This is a genomic window from Labilibaculum sp. K2S, from assembly GCF_030372765.1.
Lineage (GTDB): Bacteria > Bacteroidota > Bacteroidia > Bacteroidales > Marinifilaceae > Labilibaculum.
This window is the reverse complement of sequence record NZ_JAUCMW010000004.1, coordinates 118,876-141,592: the sequence shown is the minus strand read 5'-3', so window position 1 is coordinate 141,592 and position 22,717 is coordinate 118,876. Positions and strand designations below refer to the sequence as shown.

Genomic DNA, 22,717 nt, shown 5'->3' with positions numbered 1-22,717 from the left:
ACAAATATTCGCTTTCCCAAGCAATAGTTTAATTATAAAGATAAGCACCCCTCTGTTCTTCGAACATCTTCCCTTTTTGAGGGTACCGTAACGCAGTGAAGATTGTGAACGCCATTTGAAATAATATTGTGAACAAAGTGCCGACAGGCGAAAGGGTGTTAATTCTTGATATGATCCTTTTTATACATCTTCTTGCTCTTGATTTTTTCAACCAACAAAATGTGTATAAAGAGTAGCCTTTAGGAGAGAGCCGGGGTGAGGTTTTTAAAAGTCTGTTAAGCAGTAAATAATTCTGATAATTGTAATTTTTACAATGTACCCTTTCGCCTGTGGGCACACTCTTTCGTGCTAAAGCGAATATTTGTGTATATTTTGCTAATTGACCTCTAATTCGATGATGTGGTTTTTAATGGCATATTTCACCAATTCGGCAGTAGTGTTTAAATTTAATTTGCTCATAATGTTGTTTTTGTGGCAATCAACAGTGCGGACACTAATGTTGAGTTGATCAGCCACTTCTTTATTCATGAATCCATCAGCCACCAGGCGGAGAACTTCGGTTTCGCGTCTGGTTAGTTCTCCGTGATTTTTGTCCTCTTTATTGCTGCGCATAAGGCTTCTCATTACAATATTGCTGATTACCTGATTGAAGTATTCGTTGCCCTTGCTCACTTCATGAATGGCTTTGTGAAGTTCTTCTCCTGCAATATCTTTTGGCAGATACGCTTTTGCACCGGCATCCATGGCACTTAAAATAAATTCCTTATTGTTGTGCATGGATAGAATGATGGTTTTTAGGCAAGGATGTTTTTTGGCCAGATATTGCGTTAGTTCAATACCATTCATTCCCGGCATGCTAATATCAGTAATGATAATTTGAGCCGTCAATTGATCCATTTGTTCAATTAAATCAGCAGCATTTCCAAATTCACCCACAACTGTTATGTCTTCGGTGTTGTGCAGTAAGGATTTTAATCCGTCGCGAAACAGTTTGTGATCGTCAACCAAAACAACATTAATCTTATTCATATGTTTATAATTTTAAGTTTTTGCCATATGGAACTTACCATGCACGGAATAATCATCTCCCTGTGTGTTAAAACACCTTTGGCATGGACGTTTCATACTGATATTTTTAGTAATGGAATTTTACATTGTACCTTTAAGCCATGAGGATATTCTTCCTCTAAAAATACATTTCCGCCCAATATGGAAATGCGTTCCTTAATATTTGATAAGCCGTTGCCGTTTTTAGGAATTCCATTCAGAGGCAATCCAATGCCATCATCTTTAATTTCGAAAAACAGGGAATCTGCTTTTTGCGCTAAGCAGATGTTGATATTTTTAGCCTGGGCGTGTTTAATAATATTGTTAGTTGCTTCCTGTGCAATCCGGTAGAGGTAGGTTTCTGCTTTCCTGCTGATTTTGGGTAATTCATTTTGTATTTGCAAATCGGTATGCAAAGCACTGTTTTCTTCAATTCGCTGCAACAGACTGCCAAGAGCATGATTCAATCCAAATTCCCGTAAAACGGCAGGCATTAAATCATTCGACATGCCCCTGATCTCTGTCATTAAATCGGAAAACATTTCCCGCGATTCACCCAATACGGCAGCCGCATTTTCAGGAGCTGTATTTTCCAATCGCATTTTAATGGCCAAAATTGTTTGAGCCAATCCATCGTGCAGTTCTCTGGCCAGTCTGCTTCGCTCAGCTTCCTGTCCATCTATCATCGATGAAATACTTTGGTCTTTGGCAATTTGAAGATTCTCCTGCTGTTCTTTTATTTTCTGAGTCATTTGGTTGAAAGCGGCCACCAATTCCATTATTTCGCCATCCGCTTTTATATCAGTAACCTGTTCATAAATTCCCGATGAAATTTTCTCGGTTTCGGCCCGTAATTTTCGGATCGGAGCAGTTATGGTATTGGCAATTATGGCAACAACGCCCAACAGCAGCAGACTTAGAATAATCAGAATGTAAAACATTGAGTTTCCGTAGTTCCGAATGGGAATCATGGCTTCGTGTTGATCTATTTCAGCAAGAATCACCCAATTTAAATCCGGCAGATTCATTTTACTGTAAGAGCTTAGCACCTGAACGCCCCGGTAATCTTTAAAGATATCAGAACCAATACTATCCTGAAATGCCAGTTTCACACCTTTGGTTGAGGATTTTACGGCGTAAATTGAATTTTCCTGAAAGCGGCTCGTACTTCTTAGCAGATGATCTTCGCCTACCAGATAGGCTTCGCCGGATTTACCCAATCCGTTCAACGGATTTCTGTCCAGCATAATGGAATTGATAATCTCTGTATTGATACCAAAAGCCAGAACCACCTGTTGCTCTTGAAAGCTGATTGTTTTACAGATAAGAATTTCTGTTTTTGACTGATCTTTTGTGTTGAAGAGTTCCTGAACCGAAATTTCATTTTTAGGAAGCAGACCGGCAAACAATTGAAGATGCTCAGGTTGTAATTTTGTTTGGCTCAGATTACCGGTTTTTGGCTTGATTTGGAAACCCGAAGAAACTGTATTCGACTGATAGATGTAAATGCTTTTATAATTTTGTTTGCCGGTAAGTAAGGAGGCAAAACCTGTCGTGAAAATACGGTGATCACTAATGAGATGAGAGAGATTCACCTTACTTTTTTCAGAAGGGAAACTGAATGTAAGAGTACTGCTTGCTTCTATTTCATGAATGCATTGTTGGAAAAAATCTTCAACGCGTTTTTTCTTTTCAATGCGAACGGAGGTAAGCTGGTTGAAAGTACGCAGAATAAGAGCATCTTTTGCCTGAGTATAGGCAAATATACCAACAATAAGTATTGATAATAAGTTGAGTACGACAAAGTAGATCAGGAGCTTGTTAGCTAAAGATTTTCTCATACCGGTTTCCGTAAATTGGTGTGTTTGTTGCTGTCAAAGGTATTATTTCTTCTCAAATCAGGCTTTCGAAAACGATTGTTTTATTGAGAGAAGTTATTTTTTATAATGAATCCACATTAAGCCGGATTCAATTGTTACTTGTCTGAAGTATTGTTTTTTGTTCTTTACTGCAGAAAGTAATTGTTTTAGTTGGATTTGCTGATAAACAGCAAACTTCGGTCAATTTCCTGAAGTAATCGAAGCGTATTAATTTGTTGTTTTTGATCCAGCAGGAAGGTTTTGCTTTCAGGAAATCCACTCATGGCACGAATAATTTTCCACTGAAGTAAGTTGTTATCCATAGAGTGACGATAACATTCCAGCAAGTGTTTCAATAGATATGGTTCGGAATCGTAAAAGTTAATAAATCCAATGGCATCAATGGCTTCGGAAATTTGTTTAGGCTTGTTTTCTTCGAGTACAGTAAGCAACAGTGGGAGAGCTTCTTTTCCGAACCGGACAAGAGTACGGGCTGCAATATCCCTGGGCAAAGGATAACTGATCTTTTTGAATTCTTTTGCCGGGATTTTTTGATGTTGATTGCTTCCTATTTCGCCCAATTGTGCCAGTAAAGGTTTAATAGATAGGGAGCCAATATTTACAAGCGAATTGCAGATTTCGAGTTTGGGATACAGCTTTGTTTCTATTTTTAATACCGAAATTAAAGCAAATACAGATTCTTGAGTGGGGCAGTTGGAAAGTAATCTGGCCGCGACAGATCTTTCGGCGGGGATTTTGCTGTTGAGCAAATGAATTAGTTCTTTACAATCGCAATGGGTAAATTCTGTTTCTGCACCATTTGGGACATAGCCGCGGGAACTTTTTTGAGCTTCTTTTTGGTTCATCAAACTATTCTAAATAGATTCTGTTTTTTGCAAAAGTATTTAATTTGGAGGAGTAAAAGCCAAAATAGGATGCGATTTGGTGATGATGTTTCCAAATTGGTTATCACGTTTTTTTTGATTAAGCTGACGCGCTCGCTTTAGCTGCGTTTCCGGTTGCCTGTGTGTTGTACACATTGGCTAGTTTGCAATTTTTATATCGATTAATTTTTCGATGTCGTTTATCGGTTTGGCATTTCGAACCTCAGTTGTAAGGCCGCGTCCTTCGGCATATTTTTTAGCACCAGCCAAATCTTCTTTTATGGCTGCATCAATATCGCCCGCCATAATCTGATCCGTTGCCTTTTGTCCAAAAATAAAGGCCACTTTAAAATACCCTTGCCGGGGAAGAAGGTAAACAATCGCCCGTTTTTTATCTTTTAGGCGAAAGCTCCATCCGTAATTTTTACCGGGATAGTTCCACTCCTCTTTTGGGTTGGGATATTTTTTCCGAACACATTCGGCAATCTGTTCCCATAAAGGATAAAGCGAAGCCAATTGTTCCCGTAAATCTTTCGGTGTGGGTTCTGCTGCTTTGTCAGTAAAAATGCTGATGTCCATCGTATTTGGATTTTAGATGTTCAAATTTGTTTGATCAACTAAAGTTAAATAAGATTCGAACGCGACACAAAAAAATAAGTGAGGAGGCGAAAAATGGCGAAATGTATCCCTTGTCGCGCTGAATGAAAGTACAAAGGCTGCGAATAATTACCTGTTTACAAATTGAAATAACATAGTTATGAAAAGTAAGTGGTGTGGCCGGTTTGGGTATTCTTATTTATTATAAATTAGAGGAATTATTTAACAGTAAAATTAAAATAAAATGGAGAATCAAATTTCATTTACGCTTAGCGCCGAAGAGCAGAATCAGGTTGATCAGGCAATGGATGCTTTAAGAACCGTATTGGAACCGAAGCTAATTAGTTTGTTGCCCCAGGTACTAAGTACAAAGCCCGAAAAATTGGTTTTTGTCAATGCCTAAATGGGTAAAGCATGAAAAACTGGTTTTTGGGTCGATACCCAAAAGGGTAAAGCGTGAAAAACTGGTTTTTTGGTCAATACCCAAATGGGTAAAGCGTGAAAAATTGTTTTTTTGGTCAGTACCTAAACGGGTAAAGCCTGAAAAATTGCTTTTTTGCCCAATACCTAAATAGGTAAAGCAAAAAATGATATTTCGAAAAAACTAAATGAGTAAAGCAAAAAACAAAATTTTGAATAATCACGAACTTAAAAAAAATCCAACTTATGACATTAATTAAAAAAATTTCAACGAGTAGCCGCAATGGCGATACAAGTGCATTGCTAAGCCTTGTTTTAAAAGCATTTGATAAAAACGATTGGAGTTCCGACACCTTTTTAAACCCCATTATTGAAAGAACAAGTGCCACAAACACCAAACTGATTGAAGCACTAAAGCGACTAAAAGTTTACTCGCAAATGGCAGAAAAAGATGATGTGCGCGATAGTTCAATTAAAGCCCTGTTTAAATTGGTAGAAGGCTATGTTCATATTCCCATTGCAACCATGCAGGAAGCTGCCTTGGTAGTAGAGAATGTATTGCAGCAGTATGGTTTGAGTATACAGAATGAGGATTATGCCGAGGAATCGGCAGATATTGATTCCTTACTGAATGATTTAAGCAAGCCCGATGTGGTAGCCGCAATAGCCAAATTGCAGGGCGTGCCGGAAACAATTGACGCTCTAAGTACCGCTCAAAAAGATTTCGAGAACCTGGCCTTGCAGCAGGCCGAAGGCGAAAGCGTGAAAAAGGATTTGGCTTCGGCCAGTCAGTTGAAGAAAGAAGGAATTATAGAAATTAACGATAATTTGGTAGGTTATATGAACACCATGGCAAAGGTAAAGCCTGCCACCTACGAGGCTACTGCCAAAACCATTGCCGAACTAATCGATAAAAACAACGAATTGGTAAAACGTCGTCATAAAACAAACGAGCCAGACAGCAAATTGGTTTAAAACTACTACCAAGGGCTTCACGATATGTGAAGCCTTTAGTTTTGCTATTAACCACACGATAAAATCGTGCGGCAGCGGGGACTGAGACTGAATAAATGAATTTAAAACCAAATGAAATAAAGACTTAGAAATACAGGAATCATTGTTTCAATTGCTCTTATATGCATAGTTGTAATTATGACGTTTTTTGATTTATGGACAAGATTTGGAATAGATAAATTTTTAGAGAAAGTCGCTATCGTAATTGCTGGCTTTTTAGGCGCTTTTGTTGTTCGTTTGGCAATAAAACTCTTCCTTGAAATGATTAAATGGATTATGAAAAAATCAACGCATAACAAAAGTAAGCGTTGCACAACCAATTGAGACCCCACCGCACAAAACAGCACATTTGCAAACTCCACAAACCAATGTTTGAAAAAGAGCTGTTTGTTTAGCCAACGCGCTAATTCAAATTCCGAAACTCATTTGGCGACATTCCAACCTGTTTCTTAAACATTCTTGTGAAATGTTGTGGATATTTAAATCCCAGTTCGTAAGCTATTTCACTGATTGATTTACTTGAGTCATAAATTTTTTCTTTAGCAATATCTATTAATTTTAACTGAATATGTTCTTGTGCCGATTTCCCAGTTTCCTTTTTTAATAAATCGCCTAAGTAATTAGAGGACAAGAATAACTTTTCGGCAAAATAACTTACTGTAGGTAATCCTGATTCGAGAGGATTGTTTGATGTAAAATAGTCATCAACTACCTTTTCAAAGCGCACCAATACATCTTTGTTTACAGGTCGCCGGGTAATAAATTGGCGGTCATAGAATCTTTTGCAATAATTTAAGAAAAGTTCAATATAGGAAACAATTAGGGTTTGACTGTGTGTATCAATAGCATGTTCTAACTCATAATTTATTTTACTAAAACAATCATTTATAATTTCCTTTTCTCTTGCCGAAAGATGAAGTGCTTCATTTACTTCATAGGAGAAAAATGTATATTCTTTCATATTCCTGCCCAAAGATGTGCCATGAATCAAATCTGGATGAAAAACTAAAGCATGACCTACGCCCCTCTGTTTTGTTTCTTTTGCAACACCATATACCTGTCCAGGTGAAAGGAAGACTAAACTTCCCTCTTCATAGTCATAACTACTGCAGCCATAGGTCATATTGCCACATTTCGATTCTTTAAGAAAAATAGCATAAACCCCTAACTGACTTCTGAAATAGCAAAAAGGTTCTGTTTTAGAGAAGTCAACAACACTAACTAAGGGATGCAAAGTTTCCTGCCCTACCAAATTATTGTATTCAGTAACCGTATTTATTTTTATTACTTCACTCATGATTCTCTGTTTTTAATAATTCCTTTACAAATGTAACGAACTATAACCAAAGTTTTTAACCATTATATATGAATCCGTAATAATGGTAAGTCTCTCTGTAATCTGGGTATGTTTTACTGACAATTTCACCTCAAATTTGTAATGTCAAATTTAGTGTGTCAATAAATTAAAAATAAATGAAAGACTTCACATGTTACAATCCAACCCGAATAGAATTCGGAAAAGGAAAAGAACAAAACATAGGACAATACATCGCTGAATACGGTGTAAAGAAAGTATTAATCGTTTACGGTTCTGAACGTATCAAAAAAAGCGGACTGTTTGAAATAGTTACAAAATCGCTTTCAGATAAAGGTATCGCCTATGAGCAACTTGGCGGTGTGGTGAGTAACCCGGTAATGAGTAAGGTATACGAAGGAATAGAGCTGGCGAAAGCAACCAAAGTGGATGCTGTTTTAGCTGTAGGTGGCGGTTCTGTACTCGATTCATCAAAAGCCATTTCTGTTGGAGCATTGTATGAAGGCGATGTTTGGGATTTTTTTGTGGGTAAAACCTCAGTTACCAAAGCCCTAAAAATATTCGACATCATCACTTTAGCTGCAACGGGCAGCGAAATGAATGCTTATGGAGTGGTAACCAACGAAAAAACGAAAGAGAAACTTAGTCTTGGCGGTGTTGTTACATTCCCAACAGTCTCAGTTATCAATCCAAAACTACAAGCCACTGTTACCCGGGATTATCTGGCGTATTCAGCAGCCGATATTTTTGCTCATAGTTTGGACATGTATTTTTCAGCAACGTATCTGCCGGAATTTATCGCAGCTCATACCGAAAACATACTGAATACGGTAATTAGAACTACAGAAATTTTACTGGAGAATCCTGATGATTATAATGCAAGGGGTGAGTTTGCCTGGGCTGCAACACAAGCTTTGAATCAAAGTACATTTACGGGTATTGAAGGAAACCGATACGATACTCACTTTTTGGAACACACTCTGTCAGCTGAGTATAATATTCCGCATGGAGCAGGATTGTCAATTATAGTTCCGGCTTGGATGAAATATCAAAAGAAATACCTGCCTGAGCGTTTTAAACGCTTTGCCGATAAAGTTTTTGGATTGGAAAATGCAGATGCAGGAATAGAAGCTTTAATTAACTGGTATAAGAAAATAGGTACGCCTGTTACTTTAAAAGAAGGTAACATACCAGAGGAAGATATTCCTGCACTTGTGGATAAGCTAATGGCTATTGCAAAGTTATGGTTAGGTAGTGAGTACTATACCAAGGAAATGATTACATCGGTTCTTGAAAAATCAAAGTAAGTAAGATGACAAGAGATGTTTTTAAAAGATTACAAGCGGGCGAAACCGTTTCATTTAAAGACCCTCAGTATGGACAAATCTATGCATTAGCTGCTTGTACAACTGAACGATTAAAAAAATTAAATGAAAGTGTCACAAAAGAACGTATAAGCGAATCTTGGGAAAAAATATCAGGATTTCCGCTTGATGAAAGTTCGGCGATACAAGTTCCGTTTTATATCAATATCGGGAGTTTCACTCGTATTGGAAAGAATGTGTTTATCAATAATGCTTGCACTTTTCTCGACATGGGAGGCATCACAATCGATGATAATGTTTTAATAGGCCCCAAAGTAAATCTGATTACCGAGGGGCATCCATTGAACCCTGCCGAACGCCAAGCTCTTTTTGTAAAACCAATTGTTATTAAACGCAATGCATGGATTGGAGCGGGAGCTACTATTTTGCCCGGTGTAACAGTGGGCGAAAATTCGGTAGTGGCTGCCGGGGCAGTAGTCAACAAAGATGTGCCTGATAATACTGTGGTAGGAGGAGTTCCTGCCAAAGTGATTAAAACGATTTAAAATCTAAGATTATAAGACAGGTATTATTATTGTTCTAATCGCGTTTTGTACAATGAAAGCAAAGGAAACAGCAAAAATAAAAATCACTATTGGTTCAACATCTTTTGTTGCATCGACTTACGGGAATGAAACGGCTAAAGCTTTTGTTGCACTGCTGTCCTTGACAATCAACATGAATGAATTAAACGGGAATGAAAAATATCATTACCTGTCAAATAATTTGCCAAGTGCACCTGCAAAACCGGGAACAATACATTCAGGTGATATTATGCTTTGGGGGCAAAACTGTGTTGTACTTTTTTACGAAGCATTCAGCACTTCGTACAGCTACACCAAAATAGGGTATATCGATAATCCAGCAGGCCTGGATACAGCTCTTGGTATAGGAAATCCAACAGTTACATTTGAAATGTTGGATACGGCGAATTCAATTGTCGGCTAGGTACAAAAAGTATCTGAATACAGATTGACAAATGACGGTATCATTCATTAATATTGGCAATGTCGAGAAACTATTGCTGTTCGATTTAAATGGAAGAATAGTTTTACAAACACAGTCAACAACATTAAATGTAAATTTCGTGCCGGGCGGAATTTATTTTCTTCTAATCAAAGAAAAGTAAAAGAAAAAAACAATGAAACTGAAAATTTAAGACAACAGAAATATGAAAAAAATGATAATATTATCAGCCTTTGTTTTAATGATATTGGGACAAGGATGTACACCTTCGGGTGAAAAAGAAAAATCAGCAGAAATAAGCCAACCTGTACAGGAAGAGCATTACACTTTCGAATTAAGCGACAAAGTTATCCGGGAGAAAGTAACTTTCAGGAATCGTTACGGCATAACATTGGCAGGTGATTTGTATCTGCCAAAAAAACGTGGAAACGAACCATTACCTGCACTTGCGATTTGTGGTGCTTTTGGCGCGGTAAAGGAACAGTCATCAGGTTTGTACGCCAATCAAATGGCTGAACGTGGCTTTATAGCCTTAGCTTTTGACCCATCCTATACAGGCGAAAGCGGTGGTGAACCTCGTAATATCGCATCATCTGATATAAACACAGAAGATTTTAGTGCAGCGGTAGATTTTTTAGGCCTACAGAAAATGGTGGATAGAAATAAAATTGGTGTTATAGGAATTTGTGGTTTTGGTGGTTTTGCGTTAAATGCTGTAGCAGCAGACAAACGAGTAAAAGCAGTGGCTACAACAAGTTTGTATGATATTCCGAGGGTTTACTCAAATGGATATAATGATAAAAAAACCCTTGAAGAACGCACTAAAATGTTGGAATTATTAAGCTTGCAGCGATGGGAGGATGCTGAAAACGGAACACCTAAATATGATGCCAAACCTAATAAGGATACATTGAGTGGAAACGAACCGCAGTTTATAAAAGATTATTTCGATTATTATAAAACCCCACGCGGTTTTCATTCCCGGTCAATTAATTCAAATGGGGCTTGGGCAAATACTTCTGCAATGTCATTGATAAATATGCAAATATTAGCACATCTAAAAGAAATCTCACCAAGACCAATGCTATTAATTGCTGGAGAAAATGCACATTCTCGTTATATGAGTGAAGACATTTATAAATTAGCGGCCGAACCAAAAGAATTGATGATTATTCCTAATGCTGTTCACGTTGATTTATATGATGGTGGAGCAAAAAATTACATTCCTTTTGATAAACTTGAATCGTTCTTCAAAACGAATCTGAAATAAATACAAATGAAGTTATTCATTTCAATTTGCATGGCATGTATTTTAATGTCATGCATTCCCTAAAACCACAGTACAATGAAAACAGCAGAAATATTTCCAAAAGGACAGAAGGCGACTGAAAACTTTACCGGCGATGCCTGAGTGCATGTAATGTCGTATAATGTAATATTCTCACCGGGTTGCCGCAATTACTGGCATTTACATCCGGGTGGACAAATACTTTATTGTACATCGGGTGAAGGTTATTATCAGGAAAAAGGCAAACCTGCCCAACTGCTTAAAGCTGATGACGTAGTAGAAATTAAACCAAATGTAGTTCATTGGCATGGAGCAACATCCGATAAAGAATTTGTTCATTTAGGCGTGAGTACCCAGCTAAGTAAAGGAGCTCCTATTTGGTACGGAAAGGTAACAGATGAGGAATATGAGGTGTGTAGAAAATAATTATATCTGTAGATCATATTTTTGTGTCTTATCTTAAAATAGCTTGACAGATTATTACTGAATTTTGAATCGTTGTATTGTATTTTTATCTATCTACGGTTATACAGAGTTATTAAAATCTTCTTCCTGTTTTTCTTTACTGCTAAAGATTCTTTCTTCTGCTCCAGCATTATAGTTTCAGGCTTAAGCCTGAAACTATAATGCTGGAGTTTTTTTTACTTCTGAAAATTGATTCCCCGCTACCGCACGATTTTATCGTGTGGCAAGTAATAAAAACAATAAGTTTCAGTAGTTAAAACTTAATTACAGGTCTGCTATGAGTCGTACTTATAAATGTTACAATCTGCAGGGAGTCTGCTTTGTAAGTTTTGCTGAAGTTGAATGCCTGGATGTGTTTCCCTAGCGTGATTGTGGTGATGCAGTAAGCAGATGATAAAATAGTGGGGCAGTGGGGACTGTTAGAGTTAAAAGTGTCCCAAATAAGAACCTCAATTCTATTTCCAAATAGAGGATTTTCAATTTTCAGATATCCATAAAACCGTTATATTTCAATCAAACTGAAGATAAAGCGTTTTCTGTGCAGTTACAAGACAAAATGATAAGAAATTTAAACGCACAAAAAGCAGTAACACTTGACAGCGGACATTTGCCCATGATAAGTAAACCGAAAGAATTGAGTGAAATTTTGAATAACTTTGTAAATGAAATAAATCAGCAACTTGAAAACAAACAAGATACTACACATAAAAACAAGGACTGAATGGAGAAACTGGCTTCAGCAGAATTTTAACATTGAGAACGAAGTTTGGTTGGTCTATGCTAAAAAGTCAACCGGTGAACAACGCATACAATACAACGATGCGGTTGAAGAAGCTCTCTGTTTTGGTTGGATTGACAGTACAAATAAAACCCTTGACAAAGACCACACAATTCAGCGGTTTACTCCCAGACAATCTAAGAGCAGTTATTCACAGCCCAATAAAGAACGACTGAAATGGTTAGCTGAAAAAAATCTAATTCATCATTCCTTTCTTAAAACGGTTCAGGAAATTATTTCAAAAGAGTTTGTTTTTCCTTTGGACATTTTAGATGAAATAAAAAAAGACAAAACAGCTTGGAAAAACTTTAAAGATTTTTCTGACTGCTACAAACGAATACGAATTGCATACATTGATAGTGCCAGAAAACGACCAGAAGAATTTACCAAACGACTGACAAACTTTATTCAAAAAACACAGGACAACAAACTTATTTCAGGTTTTGGAGGTATTGACAAATACTATTAATCCACACAATGACAGACTGCAATACACGACAGAAAAACAACAAACTGCTAACATTTTGTATAAGTAGTGGCGCGATGTGATTAATAGCAAGGTTTGCAGCCTGCTCAATCTGCATAGCGGTTTAACAGAAAACTACCACGCAATCAGGTGCTATTTTTATACGAAACATTGGCAGTTATTATAAATATGAGGAGCTCATAAATAGTAAACCAAAATTAAATGAATAAGAATTCATACAATAAAGTTGCCCACAAATGGACAGAAAAAAGAAAGAAGACTGCTCTCAGTAAACTCGTGATAGACTTTGCAGACAAAAATTATTAAAAACTTAATAAAGTCAGCGCCCAACAAAAGTAATCGTTGCCCAACCAATTACTATTTCTAAAAAGTAAGATGGAAGCTTTAAAAGTTTGCTCCTTCGCGATTGTATCGCGTAGCATTTAATAAAAAAAACACGGAATAAAATCCTGTAGTAGCAAAGGGAAAGCCGGTTCTCCGGCAAGAATAGTTTGAGGGGAATAAATAATTACTAGTGCCGAAATCATTGAGCTAATCAATGATGTTCAGCATAATTTGTTGCGATTTCCTTTTTTCTTTTAACTTAGACCAATGCTCGATTTAATTCCCGACAAGATGGCTTTGAAACAATAATTAAAAAGAAATCTTTCCGGGTCTCTGTCATATTCTATAACTCCTGGCATTATTTCTTTACCTGGCATCGGGTTCGAATTTATCACTACTATATTGGCAATTATCGATTTTAGCTGCTCTTTAATGGCAGTAGTATCACCTGTTTGTTTGTCCACAACAGCAAAATTCAATCCCTCGTAAAGTATTTTAAAATTGCCGATTGCTTTTGTGTTGTTTGCCGAAAAACTAAAATTTATGGCATTTATTTTACCCGTAGTGACAGTTATGAAAGCATTTTTCTCCAAAAATGGGTTTAGTTTTGAGGCTTCCATTTCCGAAAGTGTTCCATTCACCGAAAAAGTGTTCTGACTATCGAAAATTCTTGCTTTCAATAAAACGCTAATTTTACTTTTGCCCATCAACAAAGCATTCACGTTCAATATCAAATAGGCTTTTTCTTTTTCATAAATCGTGTCGTTGGTGATTTTGTATATACGGGCGCTGATTTTATTAAAACTGACATTTCCCTTTTCGATGGCCTTTTCAGCATGTTCGCTATAAACAATGTTTCCGTTTAAAATACCAATTGAGTCGATGTTCATCGCACCAGGATAATTATAAATCATATTCTGAAATGTAGGTCTTTCAACATGCCTGAACTTTTTCCGTTTATCGCGAAAAACATTCAGTTCCATTTCCCCGATTTCGATATATGAACTTATTAAACTCCCCGATTTGATATAGTCGGCAATAGAAAAATTATGAAAGATTATTCCACCGATATCAGCCTCAATGCGATCTTTTTGAAATTGGTTTCGGGAAGAGAATTCATATTCGGTATAATTAGGTTGAACGACAAACCTGATTGCTTTCAGGATATTTGAAGTTGCTGAATAGTTTATTCCCACGGCAGAAATCGTGTACAGGCTGTCTGGTGTTACAGTTTTTAGTTCCATCGCTTCAAAATCCAATTGACCAAAGATATCAGGCGATAAGGTATCCTGTTTCTCTATGTTTATTTCATGCAATTTTAAAACGCCATCTTTTACTGAATATGCTTGTGCCGTTGTTGTGTTTTTTACATCAAAAAACAACTTATCAAACAACAGGTTTTCTATCCTGATGTTTACTGGTGAAACTTTTAGTAGTTTGGCTTTCTTTGGAAATTCGATATTCCCTGTTAACCGACTGTTGAAAATAACAGCTCCCCTGATGTCGATTTCGTTTCTGAAAAATGCTTTTATCAGATGGATACCTTTGAATGTAACAGTTTCAATTTCTCCTGTTAAATTGGTTTGCCCTTCATATTCCTGTTTCGGGATCAGCGTAATATTTTCAAGTTCAATTCCTGATTGAAATATTAAAACATGAACCTTTTCAATTTTAAGCAGGTAATCGCCGGGTTTATTATTCAGTGAAGTCAGAATTTTCTCCCCAATCCACGGTTCAATAACCACTTTTGTTAAAATCATTACCAGCAGAATAAAAGCAATTATCCCGAATAAAATCCTCAAATATATTTTCCGTTTCATTCCTGTTCAAGGTGCCTTAATTTGTTTTCCAAAGTGTTACAGAATTTCAGGGAAAATTTACATCATTCACACATGTACGAATTCAAATTTAACCCTTTCAAGTAGATTTCACCCACGACTATTCAAATTATACCATTTTGATTTCTGTTTTCGTCTAAAATCATTTTGGGATAATACAGATCTCCAATCGGTATTAATTCCTTTCAGGACTATTTTTTCTGCTTCAGATTCTTCGAATTAGACTCTACTTTACCTTTTACCTTTCCGTTCTTCTATCTCTGCAAAATGTGTGAATATTATAATTTATTTAAAAAGCTGTGTAACACATGTATGGTTAAAATTGACTAACTTTTTTTACAAATGATTCATCATAAAATCACGTAAAGTACAAGGATAAAATACCTTTTAAAAACATCTATTCAATTCTAAAAAATGCGCTTAAAGTATGGTGGATAAAAGAACCGTTTCGGGAAAGTGCAATAATTGCCTATTACTCGACTTTTGCCTTGCCTGGGTTTCTGGTGGTTATTGTAATATCTGCAGGATATTTTTTTGGAAACGACGCTGTAAATAACCATATAACAGCCCAGTTCACATCTACAATGGGCATTGATACTGCCGAGCAGATTCAGAATATTATTTTGCAGGCCAGCGAAGCAAAAATTCAATCTTGGCAACAATTATCGGAATTATTATCATGATTGTGGGCGCCACAACCGTTTTTGCACAGTTTCAAAAATCATTAAATACCATATGGGAAGTTAAGATTAATGAATCGAAATATGGAATTTGGCGTTTTGAGATTCGTTTATTTTCATTCGGACTAATCGTTACAATTGCCTTTTTACTTATTGTTTCACTTGTTATTTCCGCTTTACTATCCGCTTTTGGCAATTGGTTATCGGGTAATTTTTCCGAAACATTTTTTGTGACGCTTCATGTGGTTAATATTATTTTATCTTTTGTAATTCTTACCGTTTTGTTTGCATTGATGTTCAAAGTTTTACCCGATGCTAAAATAAAGTGGAATCATGTTTGGATTGGTTCTATTCTTACTGCATTTCTGTTTGATATAGGAAAATTCGGTTTGGGATTATATTTTGGAAAATTAAACCCTGGCGATGGATATGGCGCTGCAGGTTCGATTATTTTAATAATGCTTTGGGTTTCATATTCTTCAATGATTGTTTTCTTCGGTGCCGAATTTACCCGCGCCTACACCGATTTTATTTCGGGCAGGGTTGTACCAACAGAAATCGCAAAAGCAGATATTCGGGTTAACTCCAATTAGTTGTGCTCTTGTAACTATTTAGTAGAAAGACAAAAGAAGCAAGAAACAAGTATTAAGACCGAAGAATCAGGACTTGATACTGTTTGTTATAAAGTGGGAATAATGCAACACATTCTCAAAATTGTGTAAGAGTCTCATACTGAAAACACCTGACCTTTGGATAGAAGATTAATCTAATAACAAGATAAAATGAATCTATCGTTTCAAAAGCTGTTTTACGCCATAGCTACCGCATTTTTGCTGTTTGCAATACTGGTTTTTGCGAAATCAATTCTCATTCCTTTAAGTATTGCTTTGCTTCTTTCATTCATTCTGCTTCCGCTGACAAAAAGATTTGAGAAATGGAAAATTGCTAAAACACTTTCTGCTTTTCTCACCATTTTCACTGTGATTTTAATAATTGGAGGTGTCACTTACTTTTTTTCAACTCAGGTTATTAATGTAGCACAAGAATTCACGCATTTTCAAGATAAAGTTATCCGTGCTTTTGCCGATGTTACATTATTTATCAATAAGCATGTGAGTTTTATGGAAAACCTGGAAAAGGGTGAACTTTTTAATCGCATGAAAGGTTGGCTTACTGATTCAAGAGGGTTTTTGGTTAGTAAAACAGTTAGCAATTCAGCAACTTTTATAGCCGGACTGCTGGCAACAATTGTATTTACTTTTCTATTCCTCATATACAGAAAAGGATTAACAAAGGCATTTTTGGCTTTTTCGCCCGAGAGCAAACGCGAAAAGGTATTAAAAATGTTTAAATCGGTTCAGCAGGTTGGACAAAAATACCTGTTTGGTATGGTAATTCTTACGGTTATAATAGGATTAGCCAACAGCATTGGGTTGTTGATTATTGGCATCGACAATCCTTTCCTTTTCGGATTTTTAGGTGCTGCACTGGCCATAATACCATACATTGGGACTACAATGGGAGCTGTAATTCCTGTAATCTATGCTTTTGTTTCTTTCGATTCAATTTGGATGGCAGTAGCAGTTGCCATTTTGTTTTGGGCTGTACAATTGGTTTCCGATAATTTTATAACTCCTCGTATTGTGGGGGGGAGTATAAATATTAATGCCTTAACAGCCATTTTAAGCTTGATTGTTGGCGCTGTTCTATGGGGCATAGCCGGAATGATTTTGTTTTTACCGTTTGCTGCAATGTTAAAGGTTGTTTGTGAGGAATATGAAGAACTTAAACCAATTGCTCTTTTAATTGGAAATAAAAATTATCAAGAAAATGATGGCAGCAATAAATTTGTGAATAAATGGGTTGATAAGATAAAAGATTGGTTGGCAAAATTTCACATCCCTTCAAAAAAAGTAAAAAACGCAACACACAAGCCGACAAATAAGGAAGTATAACGACATTGACACAAAAACCCAATATTGATAATGGTTTACAAGGCTCGATGGTAGAACATCAGGCGGTAATCGAGTAAGTTAGGGGAATTTCACCCCTAACTTCTCACAGAACCGTATCCCGAAAAAAACCGGGACAGGCAATAAACCTCTCAATTCATACGGCTCTCATTAGACACTGATTGAAAGCAACTGCAATAGATCTATTTGCTCACAGTAACATTGTTCTACGATTCCCCGCTCCTTGGTGATTGTATTGCGTAGCATTTAATAAGTTAAAACCACAGGATAAAATCGTACAGGAGCAAAGGGAAAGCTGATTACATGGCAAGAATAGATTGAGGGGAATAAAAAGAATCCGATCCCTAACAATATCGTTCATCACGATACATATCGTAATTAAATAATATTCTTAAAATACAAAACGAATGAAATCAATATTATTGAGATTTATTCTTTGTCTTACCACATTACAACTATTTGGTCAAACAGAATATTTAGAGGTTCTGGATGTTAACAGAAAAGCTAAAACGTCAGAAGAATATTTTATTCAGGGGGATCAAAACAAAATTAAAGAAGGAAAGTATCTCTCAAATATAAAGCTAAAGTTCAAATAAGAGGTCAATATCAGAATAACAATTCTATTTCCAAATAAAAAGATTTTCAGTTTTTATGTATGCTTTAAACCGCTATATTTATGACTTAATTGAGCAGTTTGATTGGTTTTTAGACAGACTGACGTTGGTGATAATACGAATGATAGAGAAACTTAATGGTATATGAAAATGAAACAATTAAAAGAAATTTCAATCTTTTTATGGATTTTATTGAGCTTAAATGCTTGTGTTAGAAATAATGAAACAGTATTTAATGAGATTTATGAATTAACTGAGCAAAATAATTTTTTTAAAGCTAAAGAGCAGTTTGAATTAAACAAAAATGCTTTGTCAAAGCCTTATCAAAAATTCATTATAGCAGTTTTGGACAACGCTTTTAACAAACTTGGAGCATCAGAACAGACTATTGAGGATTTAATAAAAAATGAGAATTCTATTCTAGATTCACTTCAATTTAAATTGTACGAAACAAAGTACGACAATGCCTTGAAACTATATAATTATAAGGAAGCAAAAAATACGATTCTAACCATATTAAGTGATTATAAAAAGTATATAGACAATGAGCAAACAGACGACTATGAAAATAGTCTTAAAATATGGACTGCATTAGAAAACACTCCCGCGCAAAAAGTTGATGTTAAAAAAATGACAAACATTAAAATGGAGAAAGATATTGCAGGCTTAAACACGTTAAAAATGTTTGCTGGTAATGATTCAGTAAATTTTATTTTTGACACAGGAGCTAATTTATCAACCACTTCTCTATCTGTTGCAAAACAGCTAAATATGAAAATAATTCCTGTTGATATAGAAGTTGGGACAATCACAGGAGATAAAGTTTTGGCAAAGCTAGCCGTATGTAATAAGTTAAGCATGGGAAATATTGACCTTTTCAATGTAATTTTTCTGGTTTTACCGGATGATGCACTTTCTTTTCCCCAAATTAATTATCAGATATATGGTATATTAGGTTTTCCTGTGATTGAAGCACTAAAGGAAATCAGGATAACCCCAAAGGGCGACTTTATCGTTCCCCTTGTAGAGTCAACATCTTCAGAATGTTCTAATATGGCAATGAATGGATTAACGCCATTAATCTATATCAACGACAAACATTTTACCTTTGATACAGGTGCTGACCAAACCATGTTATATCAAAGATTTTATGAAGAGAATCAAGAGGAAATAGATAAAAATTACCAATCTGAAACAATCAGTTTTGGAGGTGCAGGCGGAAGAAAGGAATTTGACGGGTACAATATTGATTACATCTTAAATATTGGAGGAGAGCAAGTAAAACTTCAGAATATAAGCTTATTAAAAGAAAAAATAAAAGAAAGTGAAACTGTTTATGGAAATATTGGACAGGACTTGATTCAAAAATTTGACACAATGATTATTAATTTTGACAAGATGTTTATCAGATTTGAATAAGTACTGCTGTCAACATTTTGTATAAGTAATAGCAGGAAAGTGCTAAATATCATGATTTACAGTCCGCTAAAATTTCAATGCATTTTGATAGGTAAGTGTCACAAAATCTGCCTACTCATACAATTTACCAGTGAGGACTGTTAGAGTTAAAAGTGTCCCAAATAAGAGTCTCAATTCAAAGGGTTTTTAATTTTTATGTATTCTTAAAACAGCTATATTTAAAATTGAATTAAGTAGTTTGATAAGTTTTTAGACAAACTGATATTATAGCCAGTGCTGAGAGACTGCAATAATTCGACATTAAGAATCAAAAATGGATTTGGCCAAACAACAATATGATGCCGCTAATTGGACTGGAAACATAAAAACAAACACTTACCTGTACTTGCTCTATTGATAGATTTTTACAATTAGACGATATACTATGCGAATCATGGGATAACTAATTAATATTTGCATGGATATCTTAAAGAAATTTCACATTTTTTAAAAAAGAAATTAAAACTCCCCTATTTTCGCTATTTTTATTATGTGTTGATCTTCAGAGGCATAGAAAATAACTAAAAAAATCGAAATATGGTTAATTTCAATTCATTGCGAAACCTACACTTTCTTTTCAAAAAGAAAAGAAATCAGCCCTATTTGGATTCAGAAGCAAAATATCGGGATATAGTAGAACATTCACTTACCGGAGTATATATTATTCAGGATGATTCTTTTAGATACGTTAATAAAAAATTCTGTGAAATATTCGGATACTCATACGAGGAAATTGTGGATAAAATGAGCCCTGTATCTCTCGCTTTCGAAAGTGATAAAAATATTGTAAAAGAGAATATTAGAAAACGAATTTCCAAAGAATCAAAATCGATTGAATATGAGTTTCGTGGAGTAAAAAAAGACGGAAGTATAGTATGGATAAGAGTTCTTGGAAATTTAATGCCCTATAAAGGGAAACCTGCAATTAGCGGAATGCTTATTGATTTTACGGATCGTAAATTGGTTGAAGAAGCATTGTATATTGGAGAGGAACGCTTGCGTGTAACTCTGGAAGCTACAAAAATTGGAATTTGGGATTGGAATGTGGAGAGTGATATCTGGTTTGCCTCGCCCATATATTATACCATGCTTGGGTATGAGCCGGTAGCCGAGCCATCGGACCGAACGGTTTGGTTTACCAGAATACATCCCGATGACAGGGAATATGTTCGGGCTAAAATAAACAATGTGCTTGCTTACAAAGAAGATAGCTATGATTATGAAGCCCGAATGCTGCATGCGAATGGAAGTTACCGATGGCATCAGGTTAAAGGCCATATTATTGATAAAGACAACCAAGGTAAAATTAAACGTATAGTTGGCATAAGAAAGGATATTAATGACTTTAAACAGGTTGAAGAAGAACTCAGAATAAGTAAAAATCGTTTACGGGTACTAATTGACACGCTCCCCGATCTTGTTTGGTTAAAAGACCCACAAGGAGTTTATTTGCAATGCAATCAACGGTTTGAGCAATTATATGGAGCTGCTGAAAAAGAAATTGTAGGAAAAACTGATTATAACTTCGTGAACAAAGAATTTGCCGACTTTTTCAGGCAAAAGGATAACGAAGCCGCTGTTGCAGATAAACCAAGCATAAATGAGGAAGAATTGACTTTTGCCGATGGACACAAGGAAATAATAGAAACAATAAAAACCCCTATATACGAGAGTGATGGAACATTTATAGGCGTATTAGGAATTGGCAGGGATATTACCCAGCGCAAAAAAGCAGAACAGGAATTAATAAAAAACGAAGCTTTAATTAGTACTGCTGTTGAAAATCTGCCTATTGTATTTTATTTGATAGACAAAAGCGGCATTTTCAATCTTTCCATTGGGGCAGGTCTTAAAGGTTTATGCTTATTGCCCAATCAGATAGTCGGGCAATCTGTTTTTGATTTATACAAAGATTTTCCCCAAACAATAGAAGCAATAAACAAAGCGCTTTCGGGTGAATCTGCTATTTTTGAATCAAATGTTAACGGAGTACACTATTTGAGCATAGTTAATCCCATATCAATGTCTGATAAACAGGCTGGTATAGTAGGGGTTGGGTTAGATATTACTGACCGCAAAAAAGCAGAGTCTGATTTACTAAAAGCCAAAGAAAAAGCCGAAGAAAGCGACCGGTTAAAATCAGCCTTCCTGGCCAATATGAGTCATGAAATCCGTACTCCTATGAACGGTATTTTGGGCTTTGCCGGCCTGCTTAATGAACCGAAATTATCTGGTGAGCAACAAAAAAAGTACATTCGAATTATCGAAGAAAGCGGTGAGCGCATGCTCAACATTATAAACGACATTATTAACATTTCCAAAATAGAATCGGGAATAATTGACATTCACCTTTCCGAAACAAATATAAACAATCAGTTGCAATTTGTTTACGATTCTTTAAAACTCGATGCCTATCATAAAAAACTCAAACTCTCCTTTAGGTGTGAATTGGATGAATATGAATCTATTATAATCACCGATGGTGAAAAGTTCTATGGGATACTTTCAAATCTGGTTAAAAATGCCATAAAATATACCGACAAGGGAACGATAGAGTTTGGATATGCAGTAAAAGGAGAAAAAATGGAATTCTATGTAAAAGATACAGGGATAGGAATTCCAAAAGAAAAGATTGAAGTCATTTTTGAACGTTTTATTCAAGCTGATATTGCCGATAAAATGGCACGACAAGGAGTAGGATTAGGATTAGCCATTTCAAAGGCTTACGTAGAAATGTTGGGTGGTAAAATTTGGGTAGATAGCGAAGAATCCAAGGGCTCAACTTTCTTTTTTACACTTCCCAGTAATATTGATATCGATAAAAAAGTCAAAATCCTTGCTGCTGTTCATCCTGATACCGAAGAAAAGACCGTAATTCCTGAAAATTTGGGATTAAAAGTATTAATTGCCGAAGACGATAAGACCTCTGAAATGTTAATTTCGATAGAGCTGGAGAAATTTAGCAGGGAAATACTGAAAGTAAACACGGGAACACATGCCGTTGAAACCTGCCACAATAATCCTGACATTGATTTGGTGTTAATGGATATTCAAATGCCTGGCATGAACGGCTATGAAGCTACCCGGGAAATAAGGGAGTTTAATAAAGAAGTAATTATTATTGCCCAAACGGCTTTTGTCCTTGAAGGAGATAAGGAAAAAGCCATAGGCGCAGGTTGTAACAATTACATTTCAAAACCCATCAATCCAAATATATTATTATCATTAGTTCAATCGTATTTTGCGAAATGAATACATGTAGAAGTCTTCAAGAGTAATAGTCGTTCTCAAAAATTGACTCCACTGCCACACAATTTTATCGGGTGGTAAGTAATAAAAAGGCTTG

At 35.8% G+C, this 22,717-nt stretch carries 19 protein-coding genes; 13 read left to right on the top strand and 6 right to left on the bottom strand.

Features of this window, described 5'->3' with window-relative positions:
- Nucleotides 1-375: 375 nt before the first annotated feature.
- From QUH73_RS07825 to QUH73_RS07810, 4 genes are all read right to left on the bottom strand, one after another.
- The gene (locus tag QUH73_RS07825; RefSeq protein WP_289529879.1) at nt 376-1,029 is read right to left on the bottom strand and encodes a response regulator transcription factor; all 654 of its coding nucleotides are present in this window, start codon (nt 1,027-1,029) and stop codon (nt 376-378) included.
- A gap of 92 nt (nt 1,030-1,121) precedes the next feature.
- Complete coding sequence (locus tag QUH73_RS07820; RefSeq protein WP_289529878.1) at nt 1,122-2,888, bottom strand: histidine kinase; 1,767 nt, start codon at nt 2,886-2,888, stop codon at nt 1,122-1,124.
- Between the two features lie 185 nt (nt 2,889-3,073).
- Nucleotides 3,074-3,772, bottom strand: a complete 699-nt coding sequence (locus tag QUH73_RS07815) for a HEAT repeat domain-containing protein (RefSeq protein WP_289529877.1) — start codon at nt 3,770-3,772, stop codon at nt 3,074-3,076.
- A 177-nt stretch (nt 3,773-3,949) separates the two neighbouring features.
- On the bottom strand, nt 3,950-4,369 hold the full coding sequence (locus tag QUH73_RS07810; RefSeq protein WP_289529876.1) for a DUF3788 domain-containing protein: 420 nt from the start codon (nt 4,367-4,369) through the stop codon (nt 3,950-3,952).
- Between the two features lie 262 nt (nt 4,370-4,631).
- Here QUH73_RS07810 and QUH73_RS07805 point away from each other — a divergent pair, with 262 nt between their 5' ends.
- Both QUH73_RS07805 and QUH73_RS07800 read left to right on the top strand, forming a co-directional pair.
- Nucleotides 4,632-4,790, top strand: a complete 159-nt coding sequence (locus QUH73_RS07805; RefSeq protein WP_289529875.1) for a hypothetical protein — start codon at nt 4,632-4,634, stop codon at nt 4,788-4,790.
- 263 nt (nt 4,791-5,053) lie between these two features.
- Entirely contained in the window at nt 5,054-5,782 is a 729-nt protein-coding gene (locus QUH73_RS07800; protein WP_289529874.1) for a DUF6261 family protein, read from the top strand.
- Nucleotides 5,783-6,224: 442 nt separating this feature from the next.
- Here the strand turns inward: QUH73_RS07800 and QUH73_RS07795 are convergent, their stop codons facing one another.
- The gene (locus tag QUH73_RS07795; RefSeq protein ID WP_289529873.1) at nt 6,225-7,118 is read right to left on the bottom strand and encodes a helix-turn-helix domain-containing protein; all 894 of its coding nucleotides are present in this window, start codon (nt 7,116-7,118) and stop codon (nt 6,225-6,227) included.
- Nucleotides 7,119-7,294: 176 nt separating this feature from the next.
- Here QUH73_RS07795 and QUH73_RS07790 point away from each other — a divergent pair, with 176 nt between their 5' ends.
- The 6 genes from QUH73_RS07790 (at nt 7,295) to QUH73_RS07765 (ending at nt 12,466) form a co-directional block, all read left to right on the top strand.
- Nucleotides 7,295-8,443 carry an iron-containing alcohol dehydrogenase gene (locus QUH73_RS07790; RefSeq protein WP_289529872.1) on the top strand — a complete coding sequence of 383 codons (1,149 nt, stop codon included), beginning with the start codon at nt 7,295-7,297 and terminating at the stop codon, nt 8,441-8,443.
- A 5-nt stretch (nt 8,444-8,448) separates the two neighbouring features.
- Nucleotides 8,449-9,006 (top strand): sugar O-acetyltransferase, encoded by a 558-nt coding sequence (locus tag QUH73_RS07785; protein ID WP_289529871.1) that lies wholly within the window; start codon nt 8,449-8,451, stop codon nt 9,004-9,006.
- 52 nt (nt 9,007-9,058) lie between these two features.
- Nucleotides 9,059-9,448 (top strand): cyclophilin-like fold protein, encoded by a 390-nt coding sequence (locus QUH73_RS07780; RefSeq protein ID WP_289529870.1) that lies wholly within the window; start codon nt 9,059-9,061, stop codon nt 9,446-9,448.
- Nucleotides 9,449-9,671: 223 nt separating this feature from the next.
- On the top strand, nt 9,672-10,736 hold the full coding sequence (locus QUH73_RS07775) for an alpha/beta hydrolase (protein ID WP_289529869.1): 1,065 nt from the start codon (nt 9,672-9,674) through the stop codon (nt 10,734-10,736).
- Nucleotides 10,737-10,886: 150 nt separating this feature from the next.
- Nucleotides 10,887-11,180 (top strand): cupin domain-containing protein, encoded by a 294-nt coding sequence (locus QUH73_RS07770; RefSeq protein ID WP_289529868.1) that lies wholly within the window; start codon nt 10,887-10,889, stop codon nt 11,178-11,180.
- Nucleotides 11,181-11,899: 719 nt separating this feature from the next.
- A complete protein-coding gene (locus tag QUH73_RS07765) occupies nt 11,900-12,466 on the top strand; it encodes a YdeI/OmpD-associated family protein (protein ID WP_289529867.1) in 567 nt (188 codons plus the stop codon).
- A gap of 596 nt (nt 12,467-13,062) precedes the next feature.
- Here QUH73_RS07765 and QUH73_RS07760 read toward each other — a convergent pair.
- Nucleotides 13,063-14,568 carry a hypothetical protein gene (locus QUH73_RS07760; RefSeq protein WP_289529866.1) on the bottom strand — a complete coding sequence of 502 codons (1,506 nt, stop codon included), beginning with the start codon at nt 14,566-14,568 and terminating at the stop codon, nt 13,063-13,065.
- Nucleotides 14,569-15,298: 730 nt separating this feature from the next.
- Here QUH73_RS07760 and QUH73_RS07755 point away from each other — a divergent pair.
- From QUH73_RS07755 to QUH73_RS07735, 5 genes are all read left to right on the top strand, one after another.
- Nucleotides 15,299-15,919: a YihY/virulence factor BrkB family protein gene (locus tag QUH73_RS07755; RefSeq protein WP_336622387.1), complete on the top strand. Its 621-nt coding sequence runs from the start codon at nt 15,299-15,301 to the stop codon at nt 15,917-15,919.
- A 189-nt stretch (nt 15,920-16,108) separates the two neighbouring features.
- Entirely contained in the window at nt 16,109-17,281 is a 1,173-nt protein-coding gene (locus tag QUH73_RS07750; RefSeq protein WP_289529865.1) for an AI-2E family transporter, read from the top strand.
- A gap of 425 nt (nt 17,282-17,706) precedes the next feature.
- Nucleotides 17,707-17,895: a hypothetical protein gene (locus QUH73_RS07745; RefSeq protein WP_289529864.1), complete on the top strand. Its 189-nt coding sequence runs from the start codon at nt 17,707-17,709 to the stop codon at nt 17,893-17,895.
- A 168-nt stretch (nt 17,896-18,063) separates the two neighbouring features.
- Nucleotides 18,064-19,332 carry a retropepsin-like aspartic protease gene (locus QUH73_RS07740; RefSeq protein ID WP_289529863.1) on the top strand — a complete coding sequence of 423 codons (1,269 nt, stop codon included), beginning with the start codon at nt 18,064-18,066 and terminating at the stop codon, nt 19,330-19,332.
- Nucleotides 19,333-19,908: 576 nt separating this feature from the next.
- On the top strand, nt 19,909-22,623 hold the full coding sequence (locus QUH73_RS07735; protein ID WP_289529862.1) for a PAS domain-containing hybrid sensor histidine kinase/response regulator: 2,715 nt from the start codon (nt 19,909-19,911) through the stop codon (nt 22,621-22,623).
- Nucleotides 22,624-22,717 lie beyond the last annotated feature (94 nt).